At 74.6% G+C, this 13,276-nt stretch carries 12 protein-coding genes; 1 reads left to right on the plus strand and 11 read right to left on the minus strand.

From position 1 onward, the window contains the following. The first annotated feature begins 11 nt into the window (after window positions 1-11). Complete coding sequence (locus tag ACIBMZ_RS22280) at window positions 12-1,106, plus strand: alpha/beta hydrolase family protein (protein ID WP_396696706.1); 1,095 nt, start codon at window positions 12-14, stop codon at window positions 1,104-1,106. A gap of 54 nt (window positions 1,107-1,160) precedes the next feature. On the opposite strand, the gene ACIBMZ_RS22285 is transcribed toward ACIBMZ_RS22280, so the two are convergent. The 11 genes from ACIBMZ_RS22285 to ACIBMZ_RS22335 are packed head-to-tail and all read right to left on the minus strand — an operon-like array spanning window position 1,161 to window position 12,889. After that, window positions 1,161-1,805, minus strand: a complete 645-nt coding sequence (locus ACIBMZ_RS22285; RefSeq protein ID WP_396696708.1) for a helix-turn-helix domain-containing protein — start codon at window positions 1,803-1,805, stop codon at window positions 1,161-1,163. Between the two features lie 50 nt (window positions 1,806-1,855). Continuing rightward, the gene (locus ACIBMZ_RS22290; RefSeq protein ID WP_396696710.1) at window positions 1,856-2,479 is read right to left on the minus strand and encodes a GNAT family N-acetyltransferase; all 624 of its coding nucleotides are present in this window, start codon (window positions 2,477-2,479) and stop codon (window positions 1,856-1,858) included. Continuing rightward, the gene (locus ACIBMZ_RS22295) at window positions 2,476-4,056 is read right to left on the minus strand and encodes an ABC transporter ATP-binding protein (RefSeq protein ID WP_396696712.1); all 1,581 of its coding nucleotides are present in this window, start codon (window positions 4,054-4,056) and stop codon (window positions 2,476-2,478) included. Before ACIBMZ_RS22295 ends, ACIBMZ_RS22290 begins: the two co-directional genes overlap by 4 nt. After that, window positions 4,053-4,886: an ABC transporter permease subunit gene (locus ACIBMZ_RS22300; RefSeq protein WP_396696714.1), complete on the minus strand. Its 834-nt coding sequence runs from the start codon at window positions 4,884-4,886 to the stop codon at window positions 4,053-4,055. Before ACIBMZ_RS22300 ends, ACIBMZ_RS22295 begins: the two co-directional genes overlap by 4 nt. Next, a complete protein-coding gene (locus tag ACIBMZ_RS22305; protein ID WP_396696716.1) occupies window positions 4,883-5,827 on the minus strand; it encodes an ABC transporter permease in 945 nt (314 codons plus the stop codon). Before ACIBMZ_RS22305 ends, ACIBMZ_RS22300 begins: the two co-directional genes overlap by 4 nt. Further along, window positions 5,824-7,371 carry an ABC transporter substrate-binding protein gene (locus tag ACIBMZ_RS22310; protein ID WP_396696718.1) on the minus strand — a complete coding sequence of 516 codons (1,548 nt, stop codon included), beginning with the start codon at window positions 7,369-7,371 and terminating at the stop codon, window positions 5,824-5,826. Before ACIBMZ_RS22310 ends, ACIBMZ_RS22305 begins: the two co-directional genes overlap by 4 nt. 29 nt (window positions 7,372-7,400) lie before the next feature. Further along, window positions 7,401-8,693 carry an MFS transporter gene (locus ACIBMZ_RS22315; RefSeq protein WP_396696720.1) on the minus strand — a complete coding sequence of 431 codons (1,293 nt, stop codon included), beginning with the start codon at window positions 8,691-8,693 and terminating at the stop codon, window positions 7,401-7,403. Continuing rightward, window positions 8,690-9,718 (minus strand): dipeptide epimerase, encoded by a 1,029-nt coding sequence (locus ACIBMZ_RS22320; protein ID WP_396696722.1) that lies wholly within the window; start codon window positions 9,716-9,718, stop codon window positions 8,690-8,692. The genes ACIBMZ_RS22315 and ACIBMZ_RS22320 overlap by 4 nt, the downstream gene beginning before the upstream one ends. Next, on the minus strand, window positions 9,715-10,770 hold the full coding sequence (locus tag ACIBMZ_RS22325; RefSeq protein ID WP_396696724.1) for a PLP-dependent cysteine synthase family protein: 1,056 nt from the start codon (window positions 10,768-10,770) through the stop codon (window positions 9,715-9,717). Before ACIBMZ_RS22325 ends, ACIBMZ_RS22320 begins: the two co-directional genes overlap by 4 nt. Next, a complete protein-coding gene (locus ACIBMZ_RS22330) occupies window positions 10,767-11,594 on the minus strand; it encodes a Rossmann-like domain-containing protein (protein ID WP_396696726.1) in 828 nt (275 codons plus the stop codon). The genes ACIBMZ_RS22325 and ACIBMZ_RS22330 overlap by 4 nt, the downstream gene beginning before the upstream one ends. Further along, the gene (locus ACIBMZ_RS22335; protein WP_396696728.1) at window positions 11,591-12,889 is read right to left on the minus strand and encodes an ATP-grasp domain-containing protein; all 1,299 of its coding nucleotides are present in this window, start codon (window positions 12,887-12,889) and stop codon (window positions 11,591-11,593) included. The genes ACIBMZ_RS22330 and ACIBMZ_RS22335 overlap by 4 nt, the downstream gene beginning before the upstream one ends. Window positions 12,890-13,276: the final 387 nt, after the last annotated feature.

The raw sequence follows: 13,276 nt of genomic DNA on the forward strand, positions 1-13,276 counted from the left end.
AGGAGAACCGGATGGACGTCACCGTGCTGGTCGGCCCGGACCTCGTCGCCGACCTCGCCCTGCTGGAGTCGCTCACCACCGCCACCGCCGCCGACCTCGGCGGCACCGGTCGCCTGGTGGCCGCCGACTCGGCCGACGCGCTGGAATCGGCGCTGGCGGCCACCGCCGCGCCGGTGGTGGTGCTGCCCGGCCCGACGGCGTCCGCGTGGGCCCTGATGAGCGGGGCCGCCCCGCACGTCGTCTGGTACGACCTCACCGTGGCCACGGCCGTCGCCGGTGCCCGCCACCTCTCCGGCCGGGGCGTGTGGGGGTTGGCCTGGGCGATCCGCCACGCGGTGCACCAGCACCGGTCCCCGGCGGTGCGCGTCCCCTACGGCGCGCATGCCGACCAGTGGGGCGAGCTGCGACTGCCCACCACGGACCCGGCGCGTCCGGTGCCGGTCGCGGTGCTGCTGCACGGCGGCTTCTGGCGGTCGCACTGGGGAGCCGACCTGATGGACGCGCTCGCCGTGGACCTGGCCGCGTGCGGCTACGCGGCGTGGAACGTGGAGTACCGGCGGCCGGACCGGCACGGCTGGGACGCCACCACCGCCGACGTGGCGGCGGCGCTGGCGGTGCTGCCCGTCGTGACCGACGCCGGTGTGCTGGACCTGGACCGGATCGCCGTGTTCGGCCACTCGGCCGGTGGGCAACTGGCCCTGCGGGCGGCGGCGGACCTGGCGGCTGACCTCGCCCCGGGGCCACGGGTCGCCCTGGCGGTGTCGCTGGCCGGTGTGCTGGACCTGGCCGAGGCCGACGGCCGTCAGCTCGGTGACGGTGCGGTCAGCGCCGCTCTCGGTGGCACCCCGACGACGGTCCCCGAGCGGTATGCGGCCGGTGACCCGATGGCGCGGCTGCCGATCGGGGTGCCCACGCTGCTGGTGCAGGGGGTGGGCGACAGCCCGGACCTGGTCGACATCAACCGCCGGTACGCGGTGGCGGCGCGGGCGGCCGGTGACGAGCTGACCCACCTCGAACTGCCCGGCGACCATTTCGACGTGATCGGTCCCGGCTCGGCGATCTGGCAGGCCACCATGGAGCAGGTGGGGCGCAGCCTCGGGCGGTGAGCCCGCCCGGAGTTGCCGGCTTGTTTCATCACAGTGAACAAGCCGGGGCCGCCGTCAGAACAGTCGGGGTGTGACGACCGAGACCACGGTGGTCACCGCGTCGGTGTCGTTGTACATCGTGTGCGGCACCGTGGAGCGCAGGTGCACGCTGTCGCCCGGATGCAGCCGGTGCTCGACGCCGTTGACCTCGTAGAGCAGCTCGCCGGAGATGACGTAGGCGAACTCCTCGCCCGCGTGGCCGTACGCGTTCTCCCGCCGACCGCCGGGGGCGATGTGCACCAGCATCGGTTCGAGCAGCAGGCCCGGCCCACGTTCGGAGAGCATCCGATAGGTCTGCTGACCCGAGACGTACTGCGTGGCGGTGGTCTCCGCCCTGGTCAGCGAGAAGTGGTGGGGCAGCGTGGTGACGGTGCCCCCGACCGGCGCGGTGCTGGCGTCGAAGAAGTCGCCCACCGTCCGGTCCAGTGCCTTGGCCACGCTGCCGAGCGCGGTCAGCCCGATGGACGAGATGCCGCGCTCGACCTGGGACAGGAAGCCGATGGACAGCCCGGAGCGGGACGCGAGGCCGCGCAGGGTCAGCCCGCGTTCCTTGCGGTACTGGCGGATCCGGGCACCGACCAGGTCGGCCGGGGTGTGACCGTTGCTCCCGTCGTCGGGGCGGGCCTGCTCCGGGACCGGATGACTGCCCGTGGACCGCATGGGGACCTCCTGTCGCGCTGGCCGGAACCCGTCCGGACCCGTGTTCGATGCTATCGAACGGAGGTGGCCCTTGGGGAAGCCCCCGACCGTGCCGAATCGGCGGCGATCTGGTCCCCGTGTGCCGGTCTGCGGCCGGGGAGCGGGATCTCGAAGTGGACGGTGGGGGAGGCGTGGGGATCACCGTCGCGCGGGTCGTGCACCAGCTCGGCCACGCCGCGCCAGAACGCCTCCGCGCCGGGCACCCGGGTGTCGGTGTGCAGATAGACCACCCGGTAGTCGGGTTGCCCGGCGGCGAACGTGACGGCACGCCGCACGAGGGCCCGGGCGAGCCCGTTGCGCCGGTGCTCGGGACGGACGTAGACCCGGAAGAGTTGCGCCGTGCTCGCCGCCGGGTAGCGCTCCGCCAGCCAGCGCGGGTGCGGCGGGCTGTTCGGCGCGGCGGCGCGTACGGCGGTGGTGGCGACCACCTCGTCACCCTTGGTGGCGACGAACAGGGCGTGCCGCGCCGGGCGCAGGTAGGTGCCGGCCAGGTCGATGACGTCGGCGTGCCAACGAGGCTGGTAGCCGTAGCCGAAGACCTGGTAGAAGGTGTCCAGCATGACGCTGCGGGCACCGTCGAGGTGCTGCGGCCCGGCGGTGCGGATGTCGTACGGTCCGGTCGTCTCGTCGGTCATGTCCTGCTCATCTCCTCGGTGTCGGGTGTGGTCGCGGGTAGCGCGATCGTCGGGTCCAGCAGCGCGCGGGTCAGCGGGGACCGGGCACGGGTGGGCAGGTCGGCGGCCCGACCGTGCTCGATGACCCGACCGTGGTCGAGCACGACGACGCGGTCGGCGAGCCGGGCGACGACCTCCGGGTCGTGCGTGATGACCAGCAACGCCAGGCGGTGCGCCTGCCGCAGCTCGTCCAGCAGGGTGAGGATCCGGTCCCGGTTGACGCCGTCCAGCCCGGAGGTGATCTCGTCGCAGACGAGCAGGCGCGGCCGGGTCAGCAGGGCCCGGACCAGGGCGGCACGTTGCAGTTCGCCCCCGGAGAGCCGGTCCGGCCGACGGGTGACCAGGTCCCGGTCGAGGCCGACCTGCTCCAGCAGGGCACGCGCCGCCGGTAGCACGTCGGCGGGTCCCTGCCGCCGCAGCCGGACGGCGGGCCGGGCCACCTGCGCCAGCACCGGCGCGTACGGGTGGAAGCTGGCCCGGGGGTCCTGGAAGACGTACTGCACGGCGGCGAGGTCGGCCGGGTCCCGTCGATCGAGGGAGGCGGCCAGCCGACGGCCGTCGAGGGTGACGGTGCCGGTGTCCGGCCGGTGCAGCCCGGCCAGGCAGCGGGCGAGGGTGGTCTTCCCGCTGCCGGAGCGACCGATCAGCGCGAGGCACTGCGCGTCGCCCAGCGTCACGTCGACGCCGTGCAGGACGGTGCCGCCCCGGTGCGCGGCGGTCAGCCCCTCGGCCCGCAGCAGCGCGGCTGCGGTCAGTGCCTCGGCCCGCAGCAGCGCCTCGACCGGCGGGGACCCGGCGTCGGGACGGGCCGCCGGAGCGGACCGGGTGGGCTCCCCGACGACCGTGTGCGCCGGACCGGCGGCGACCACCACGCCCCGGTCCAGGACGATCGCGTCGTCGGCGATCGCGCGGACCAGATGCAGGTCGTGGCTGAGCAGGACGACGGTGACCCCGGTGGCGGCCAGGCGGCGCAGCTCGGCGGCCACGTCGCGGCGGTGCAGGCCGTCCTGCCCGGTGGTCGGCTCGTCGGCGACCAGGACCCGGGCCCCGGCCAGCAGGGCGTGTGCGACGACCAGCCGTTGCTGCTGCCCACCGGAGAACTGGTGCGGGTAGCGTCGCAGCGCTTCGGCGTCGGCGGGCAGCCCCACCCGGGTCAGCACCGCCCGGACCGCCTCCCGGACGGCGGCGCGGCGGGCACGCCGACCGGGGACCGGACGGTGTCGGCGGGCGATCTCGTGTAGCACGGGACCGATGCGGCGTACCGGGGTGAGCGCGGCCGAGGGCTGCTGCGGGACGTACCCGACGAGCCCACCGGGCGCCGGGATTCCGGGACCGACCACCCGACCGTCGATCTCGACCCGGCCGGTGAGGCGTACGCCGGGACCGACCTCGCCGAGCAGCGCCCGCCCGAGGGTGGACTTGCCGCTGCCGGACGGACCGACGACGGCGAGCACCCCACCGGACGGCACCGTGAACGACACGTCCCGCAGCAGCCGGTGTCCGTCGGCGACGGCGTCCAGCCCGTCGACCCGGATCATCGGACCTCCTCCCGGGTACGCGCGCCGTCCGGCTCCGCCATCGGCTCCCGGCCGGTCACCAGCGCGTCGGTGACCAGGTTGACGCCGACGGCGAGCGCGACGAGCAGCGCGGCCGGGACGACGACCGCCCACGGTTGCAGGAAGATCCCGCCCCGGTTGCGGTCGACCATGACCGCCCAGTCGGCGGCGTCCGGGGCGACCCCGATGCCGAGGAAGCTGGCCGTCGCGACGAGATAGACCGCGCCGATGAACCGCACCCCGGCGTCGGCGAGCAGGACCCGGCGGATGCCCCGCACGACGTAGCCCATCGCCCGCCGCCACCAGGTCTCCCGGTAGAGCCGCATCGCCTCCATCACGGTGCCGTGGGCCAGCGGCAACGCGGCGGCGCGGGTGATCCGGGCGACCTCCGGCAGGGTGACGACCGCGACGATCACCACCAGGGTCAGCGGCCCGCGTGGTGCGGTGGCGGCCAGCAGGATGAGCAGCAGCAGCGACGGGATGGCGAGCAGCAGGTCCAGCGGGCGCATCAGCGCCTCGTCGAGCCGCCGGTGCCGGGTGAGCGCGGCGACCAGGCCGAGCGGCACGCCCAGCAGATAGGCCAGCGCGGTGGCGGCGACTGCGACCGCGACGACGGACCACCCGCCGAGCAGCACCTGCCCGACGACGTCCCGGCCGACGAAGTCGGTGCCGAGCAGCCCCGCGCCGTCGAACGGTCGGGTCCGCGCGTCGGACTCGGTGACCAGTAGCGGACCGGCGACCGCGAGCAGCAGCGGCACGGCGAGCAGCACGATCCCGACGACCGCCCGGGGTCTCCGCCGTCGGGCCGTCACCGGACACCGACCGTACGCGGGGCGAGCCGGAACGCCACCAGGTCCGCGACCAGGTTGACCAGCACGGTGGTGACCGCCACGACCACGCAGAGCCCCTGGATGGTGGGTACGTCCCGGGCGGCGACCGCGTCGACCAGGGCGGTGCCCAGCCCGGGGATGACGAAGACCGCCTCCACCACGATGACGCCGCCGAGCAGCCAGTCGGTGGTGCGGGCGACCTGCTGCACGACCGGCGCGGCGGCGGTCGGCAGCGCGTGCGCCAGCCACCGCCGCCGGGTGGAGAGACCGAGACGGCGGGCGTGCTGGACGTACTCCGCGCGCAGGGCGTCCACCATGCCGGCGCGGGTCAGCCGACTGATCGAGCAGATCGGCCGGGCCAGCAGCACCAGCAGCGGCAGCACCAGCACCCCCGGCTGGGCGAGCAGGTCGGCGCCGACAGCGGTGGGCGGGAACCAGCCCAGCCGGACGCCGAAGACCGCCACCAGCAGGATGGCCAGGGCGAACTCGGGCACCGCGTACAGTCCGACCGCGAGGGTGGTGAGTGTCCGGTCGAGTCGGCCCCCCTCGCGGCGGGCGGCGAGCATGCCGAGCCCGACGGCGAGCGGCACCAGCAGCACCAGCGTGGCGACCGCGAGCAGCAGCGTCGCGGCGGCCCCGCCGACGATCAGGTCCAGCACCGGCCGCTGCGAGATCAGCGAGGCACCGAGGTCGCCGTGCAGCAGCCCGACCAACCAGTCCAGGAAACGCCACCAGGCCGGTCGGTCGAGGTCGAGCTGCGCCCGGATCAGCGCGATCCGCTCCGGGTCGGGGTGGTCACCGGCGATCACCACGGCCGCGTCCCCGGGCAGCGCCTCGGTGAGGACGAACACGACGGTGGTGATGCCGGCGACCTGCCCGACGCCGAGCAGCAGCCGCTGCACGGTGTAGCGGGTCAGACTCAAGCCAGCCACACCTTGTCGAAGCGGGCCCAGTCCAGGGTGTTCGCGGGCGCCTCGGCGGAGACTCCGCGCACCGTCGGGGCGGTGGCCACCAGGAAGTCGGCGAACCCCCACACCAGCAGCCCGCCCTCGGCGTGCAGCATCCGCTGCATGTCCCCGTACGCGCGACGGCGACCCGCCTCGTCGGGGGTGGAGACGGCGGTGCCGTAGAGCGCGTCGAACTCGGGCCGCGTCCAGCGGGTGGCGTTCGTGGTGGAGGTGGTCAGCAGCCGCTGCGAGATGTGCGTCTCGATCGGCATGGCGCCGCTGCGGAAGGTGGCCAGCACGCCGCCGTCGAGCACGTCCCGCCAGTAGGTGTCCTTGTTGCGTTGCACCGGCTCGACGGTGAGCCCGACCTGACGGGCCTGGTCGGCGAAGACGCTGGCGGCCTCGACGAAACCGGCGGCGACCGGTGCGGTGTCCAACGGGATGCGCAGTCCGCGCGCACCGGCCCGGTCCACCAGCGCGCGGGCCCGGTCGAGGTCGCGGGTGCGCTGCGGGATGTCGTCGGCGTAGTACTGGAAGCCCTTGCCGAACAGGTCGTTGCCGACCTGCCCGGTGCCGGAGAGCACCGTCTCGACGAGCTGCTCCCGGTCGGTGAGTAGGAACATCGCCTCGCGCAGGTCCCGGTTGTCGAACGGGGGACGGTCCACCTTCATCGTGAAGCCGAGCAGGTTGCTGTTCGGCATCCGGGTGATGGCGACCCGGTCGTTGCCGGTGTGCGTCCGCGCGGTGGTCGGGCTGACGTCGTGCGCGTAGTCGACCTGCCCGCCGAGCAGGGCGTTGATCCGGGCCGACTCCTCGTTGGCGATCACGTATTCCAGCTCGTCGAGGTGCGCGGCACCCTCCCAGTAGTCCGGGTAGCGGGCCAGCAGCAGCGAGCGGCCGGGGGTGAAGCTGCTGACGGTGAACGGGCCGGAGCCGATCGGCCGGTCGAACGACTCGGCGCCTTCCGGCACGATGTACGCCCCGAACGTGGCGAGGACGTTGCCGAACTCGGCGAACGGCCGGTGCAGGGCGAACTCGACGGTGCGGTCGTCCACCGCCCGGCTGGCCCGCAGGTCGATCAAAGAGAGGCTGGCGCGGGCCCGGAACGCCCGGTCCGGGTCGACGATGCGGGCGTAGCTGGCCAGCACGTCGGCGGCGCGGACCGGCCGACCGTCGTGGAAGGTGGCCTCGCGCAGCGCCACCCGCCAGCGGGTCAGGTCCGCGTTCGGTTCCCAGCTCAGCGCCAGCCGGGGCTGGATCGACACGTCGGGGCCGTAGTCGGCCAGTTTGTCGAAGACGGCCTTGGCCCGGGACGCCTCGTTGAACAGGTTCGCCAGGTGCGGGTCGAGCGTCTCGGTGGCACCGCCACCGGCGAACGCGACCCGCAACCGGCCGCCCCGCCTCGGGGTGTCACCGGCACCGGGGCCGCTGGTGGAGTCGCCGCCGCAGCCGGTGAGCAGGGCGGTGGCCAGGGCGGCGCCGCCGCCGAGCAGCGTGCGGCGGGACAGGTGGATCGACATGGGGTTTCCTCTCGAAGGTGTTGCGGTGTTCAGGCCGCGCCGGGGCGGCGAGGGGTGACGGCGGGCAGCCGCGCGTCGCCCGGTGCGGTGTCGGCGGCCGGTCGGGGGCCGAGCAGGTTCCGGCGGTGCAGCACCCGCACCGCCGCGGCCGAGGCCAGCCCGAGGGCGGCACAGAGCAGCCACGCCCCGGCCGGGACCCGCTCGGCCGTGCCGCCCGATCCGGTCTGCATGAGCCCGCCGACGGCGGTGGTGGCGAGCGCCGCCACCACACCCGAGGCGAGATAGAAGACGCCGAAGTAGGTGCCGGTCAGCCCGGTGCGGGCGAACCCGGGCAGCAGCTCCAGCACGAACGGCTGTGCCACCATCACCCCGACCGCCAGCGCCAGCGTGGTGACGAGCACCGGCAGCACGCGTACCGCCGGGGGACCGCCGAGCGGCACCAGCGGCACCAGGAACCCGACGCCGGTCACCGCCATCCCGGCGGCGATCGCGGTGCCCCGGTCGACGCGGCGACGCAGCCGCGCGGTGATGCGGACCTGCCCCGCCACGGTGACCACGGTGGAGACGACGAAGAGTGCGGCGACCGCCAGCGGCGTGCCGGTGACCGCCTCCGCCTGCACCGGCAGCACCAGATAGAGCTGGGTCTGCAACGCGAAGAGCGCGCTCAACGCCACCGTGAACGCCAGGAACCGGCCGTCGGTCAGCGACTCCCGCCAGTCCCGGCCGACGCTCTGCCCGCTGGCCGTCACCGGCTGGGCCGGCAGCACCAGCGCCTGCGCCACGGTCAACGCGGCGAACACCAGCGCGGCCCCGGTCGCCGCCGCCCGGAAGTCCACCAGCAGCAGCGCGCTGCCGACCAGCGGCCCGATCAGCGCCCCCGCGCTGGCGAACACGTTGAACAGGGCGAACGCCTCGGCCCGCCGGTCCGGGGCGGCCTGGGCCAGATAGGCGCGCACGGCCGGGTTGAACAGGGCACCGGCCAGCCCGGTCAGCACCGAGGCGACCAGCAGCGCCGACAGCGACCCGCCGACCGCGAACACCGCGAAGCCGACGGCCCGCAGCCCGCACCCGGCGATGATCACCCCGCGCGCGCCGAGCCGGTCCGCCGCCGAGCCGCCGAGCAGGAACAGTCCCTGTTGGCTCAGGTTGCGGACCCCGAGGACCAGGCCGACCAGGGCGGCCGAGAGCCCGATCTGGTCGGTGAGATAGCCGGCCAGGAACGGCAGCAGCATGTAGAAGCCGACGTTGACGCCGAGCTGGTTGACCACCAGCAGCCGGATCGGCACCGGGAAGCCGCGCCACGACGCCCAGGTGGCCCTCACCGGCGTTCCTCCGCTGCGGGTGCCACGCCGAGCCCGGCCGCCCCGGACAGGCGCAGCACACCGTCCCGACCGCCGATCCCGGTCCACGGGTCGTCGGCGAGCAGCAGATGGCCGTCCAGGTCCACCCAGCGGGCCAGACCGGCCAGGTGCACCGCCGGGGCGATGCCGAGCGAGCTGGCGACCAGGCAGCCGAGCATCACGTCCAGGTCCCGTTGCCGGGCCGCCTCGATCATGTCCCCGGCGGCGGTGATGCCGCCGCACCGCGCCAGCTTCACGTTCACCCCGGCGACCGCGCCCGCCAACCGGTCCAGGTCGGCCGGACCGGCGGCGTCCTCGTCGGCGATCACGGGCGTGCCGCTGCGGGCACCCACCCAGGCCAGCAGGTCGGGGCGGCCCGGCGGGATGGGCTGTTCCACCGCGTCCAGCTTGTGCGGCGCGAGCGCGTCGAGCTGACGCACGGCCTGCTCGGCGGACCAGCCGCCGTTGGGGTCGAGCAGCAGCCGGGCGTGCGGCGCGGCGGCCCGGACCGCCGCCACCCGGGCCAGGTCGTCCGCGTCGCCGGCCTTCACCTTGAGCACCGAGAACCCGGCGGCGACCAGCCGTCGGGCGGTCGCCGCCGCCTCCGGCACCGGCACCAGCCCGATGGTGTACGCGGTGGCCACCGGCGTCGGCTGCGGCGCCCCCACCAGCCGGTGCACCGGTACGCCCCGGGCGTGCCCGAGCAGGTCGTGCACGGCCGCGTCGAGCGCCGCGCGCACCCCCGGCGGCCCCGGATACGCGCCCAGCTCGCCCCGGAGCGTCTCCGGGGCCGGGCAGCTTGCCACCCGCTCCGCCCACCCGGCGCAACACGCCTCGATCGCCGCCCGGTCGAGTCCGAGGTAGTTACTGGTGACGACCTCGCCGTGCCCGGTGACACCGTCGTGCGTGACGGTCAGCCGTACCGCCTCCCGACGGGCCATCACCGACCGGGAGATGCGCAGCGGCTCCCGCAGCACCAGCGGGTATGCCTGCCAGGTCAGCCTCATGCCGGCACCCGCCCCCGGTCGGCAACCGGATCGGTCACCGTCCGGCACCGGCTCCACCGGGTGACCTCCACCGCGCCGGGGTGCGGGATCTCCACCGGATACCCGTGGCCGGAGCCGAGCAGTCCGTGCCGGGCGCACCAGCCGTCGTCGAAGATGCTGTCGAGATAGCGGTGCGGGCCGTCCGGGAAGACCGTCACCACCCGGGCGTCCGGCCGGGTCCGGGCGGCCCAGGCGGCGACCCGGGCCACCGCCCCGGTGCTCCACCCGCCGGTGACGAAGCCGGTACGCGCCAACCGCCGGCAGGTGTCCACCGCCTCCGCCGGACCGACCCAGTGCACCTCGTCGAAGGCCGGATAGTCCACGTTGTCCGGATGGATGCTGCTGCCCAGGCCGCGCATCAGCCGGGGACGGGCCGGCTGACCGAAGATCGTCGACCCGACCGTGTCCACGCCGATCAGCCGCAGGTGGGGCCAGGACCGCCGCAACGCCCGCGCCAGCCCGGCGCTGTGCCCGCCGGTGCCCACACTGCACACCAGCACGTCCACCGCGTCGACCTGGGCGGCGATCTCGTCACCGAGGCTCGCGTACCCGGCCACGTTGTCCGGGTTGTGGTATTGGTCCGGCCAGTACGCCCCCGGCAGCGCCGTGAGCAGCTCGGTCAACCGGTCCCGGCGGGCCTGCTGCCACCCGCCGGTCGGGTGCGGCCGGTCGACCACCTCCAGCCGGGCCCCGTACGCGCGCAGCAGCGACCGCATCGACGGCTCCAGCTCCCGGTCCACCACCAGCACCACCGGGTGCCCGAAGGCGTGCCCGGCGAACGCCAGCCCGATCCCCAGCGTGCCGCTCGTCGACTCCACCACCGGCGCGCCGTCGCGCAACTCGCCCCGACGCCGCGCCCCGGCCAGCATGGTGACCGCCGCGCGGGCCTTCATGCCACCCGGCGCGGCACACTCGACCTTCGCCCAGAAGCCACCGTGCGGATGCGGCAGCGGCGCGTCGACGTACACCAGCGGGGTGTGTCCGACCAGATTCAACAGTTGCGGCGCGCTCATCCGGACACCCCGTAGCGGTAGAGGGTCGTCGGCCCACCGTCGAGCCAGAAGAACGGGTACGGCTCGGCCGACACGGCGGTCAGCCCGGCGCCCAGGAACCACGGCAGCACCGCGCTACCGGTCTGCGCGAACGCCACGAAGGGTTTCCGCTCGGCGGCGGCGTGCGCCAGCAGCGGCGCGAACGTGTCGTTGCCGAGGGTCATGCCGGAGGCCAGGATCGCGTCGCAGCGGTCCAGCACCGCCGTCGCGTCGGGCAGGTGCGGCTCGCCCCACTCGGTGCGGCCTCCGGCCAGGTCGCACGGCAGATACCGGCGACCGGTCGCCCGCAGCCGCGCCAACAGCGAGTTGACCACCCCGACGACCAGCACCGTGCGGCTGCTCGCGGGCAGCAGGTCCACCACCACCTCGGCGCGCGCCCGCGACTTGGCCAGCGACCCGCCACCCGGCACGGTGACCGTCGCGTCCGCCGCCTCGGCGTGCGGGCGCACCGCCATCAGGTACGCGTCCAGCGCGGCCACCCGCACCGGCAGCAGCGGGTGGGTGAGCAGGTCCGCCACGGACGCGCCGACGCAGTCGTACGCGGTCTCGTCGGGCAGCTCGCCCGGCTCGATGGCGCAGGACCCGACCGCCGCGTCGACCCGCAGACTCAGCACGTGGTTGCGGTAGCCGTGCGCCCGCGAGGCGTGCCGCACGCCCTGCCGGGTGACGAACCCGACGCTGACCGTGGCCCGCGCCGGGTCGGCCCCGAGCCGTCCCGCGCGCACCGCCTCCACCAGCGCCGACATCGACCGGTACGCCGGTCGGGCCGGCGAGGTGGCCGTCACGCCCCGACCCCGACCCGGGCGTCGGCACCGGCCGGAACGCTCTCGTCGAGGTACGAGACCCGGGCCTGCCCGGCCAGCCGGTCGGCGACCGTCCGCGCACCGGCACCGGCGGTGTCGACCACCATCACGTGACCCAGGTAGTCGTTGTTGCTGCTGGCGTCCCCGGCCCGGTGGCCGTCCGGCTTCACCGACCAGTCGACCACCCGAGGATCGGTCGACCAGGCCCCGGTGCCGTCGATCCGCGCCACGACACCGGGTCGCGGCGGCAGCACGAATGCGATCGCGGCACTGCGTACGCCGGTGTCGGCCGGGGTGAGGTCCGGGTGTTCGCCGAGCGCGAGTTGCGCGTACACCATCGGTAGGTCCACGCCGGTGACCCGGCGCACCAGCTCGGTGATCTGGTTGCCGGCGGGCCGGGGGTTGACCTCCACCACGCGCGGCCCGGTGGGTGTCAGCCGCAGCTCGGTGTGCCCGACCGCGCGGTCCAACCCGACCGCCTCCAGGGCGGCCACCGCCACCTCGCCGACCCGCTCACGGGTCGCCGGGTCCAGCACCGCCGGGAACATGTGGCCGGTCTCGACGAACCCGGTGGCACCGCCGAGACTCTTGTCGGTGATCCCGACGACCGTGGTCACACCGTCGACGGTGACCGTCTCCACGCTCACCTCCGGGCCGGTCAGCAGCTCCTCCAGCAGCACCACCGGCACCCTCGGCTGCCGCCGGGCGTTCACCGGGAACGCGGCGAGGGCGTCGAACGCGGCACGCAATTCGGTCGGGTCCGCCACCTGCCGCACGTACATGCCGGCGCAGAGGTCCACCGGCTTCAGCACCAGCGGATACCCCAGCTCGCGCGCGGCCTGCGCGGTGGCCGCCCAGCCGTCGGCGAGCGCGAACCTGGGTTGCGGCACCCCGGCGCGGGCCATCGCCGTGCGGGCCAGATCCTTGCGGTACGCCCGCCGCACCGCCGCCGGGTCCGCACCGGGCAGCCCGAGGTGCGCGGCCACCTGGGCGACCGTGTCCAGGTAGTAATCACACGAGGTGAGTACGCCGTCGAAGCGCAATGCCGCGTGCAGCCGCACGGCCTGCTGCAACAGCGTGGGTACGTCGTTGGTGTCGACGGTCAGCACGTTCTGCGCGGCCAGCAGCGGATGTGTGCCGCCGGGCGGCGCGCCGCGCAGGTAGTGGTGCAGGTCCCGGGTCAGGAACGAGAACCGGTGCCCGGCCTCCAACACCGCTCGCGGCAGGAGGTGGCTCATCGCCCCGACCCAGCTCTCCACCAACAACACGTGCGCCATCGGCGCCTCCCCACTCGGCAACAGGCGATGGCAATGGTAACGGTTTTCATTTGCGGGAGGAAGGAGGGGGCGTCGTGGCGTGTGGGAAGGCGTTGCCGGCCCGTGGGGGTGTGCCCATTCCCGTCGGTGCCGGACGGTGGTGTTGGCAAGCGGCGCGTCTTCGTCGGTGCGCCAGTCGACCAGGCGCCGAGCCGTGCGTCGTCGTCCCGCCCGGTGATCGCGCACCCTCTTGCCGGGCGTGACCACCCAGGTGGGCGCAGTGAAGGTGGGCAACGGTCGCCGCAAGGGCGGCCTGAGCCGCCGCTATCCGGAAAGTCGGTGGACCAAGGGGGCGGCAGTATAGGGGTTGGTCAGGCAGGAAGCGGCATGTGTCCCACGTCACACATA

The organism is Micromonospora sp. NPDC049900 (assembly GCF_044461025.1).
Lineage (GTDB): Bacteria > Actinomycetota > Actinomycetes > Mycobacteriales > Micromonosporaceae > Micromonospora.